Annotated in this window: 1 protein-coding gene; it reads right to left on the reverse strand. The window is 69.0% G+C overall.

The features are described from left to right. Positions 1-144, reverse strand: a 144-nt coding sequence (locus SB658_RS28255) for a CvpA family protein (protein WP_410603933.1), incomplete at its 3' end; no start/stop codon positions are given. Positions 145-229: the final 85 nt, after the last annotated feature.

Genomic DNA, 229 nt, shown 5'->3' on the forward strand with positions numbered 1-229 from the left:
CTGCGCGGCGGCGCCACCGAACAGGAACGACAGCCACACCGCCAGCAACCACGACAGCGTGCCGACGACGATCCCGATGAAGCCGCGGAACAGGCCCAGCATCGCGGACAGCCCGATCAGGCCCAGCAGCACCACGTCGATCACGCCACGCTCCCTGCGTCAGTCTTCACGCGCACGTCCCGTGCCGCACGCCCCTGCATGGGTCCGACGGGCACCGGAATCAAGGATG

Origin of the sequence: Bacillus sp. SIMBA_008 (genome assembly GCF_046535495.1) — a bacterium.
GTDB classification, from domain to species: Bacteria; Bacillota; Bacilli; order Bacillales; family Bacillaceae; genus Bacillus; species Bacillus subtilis.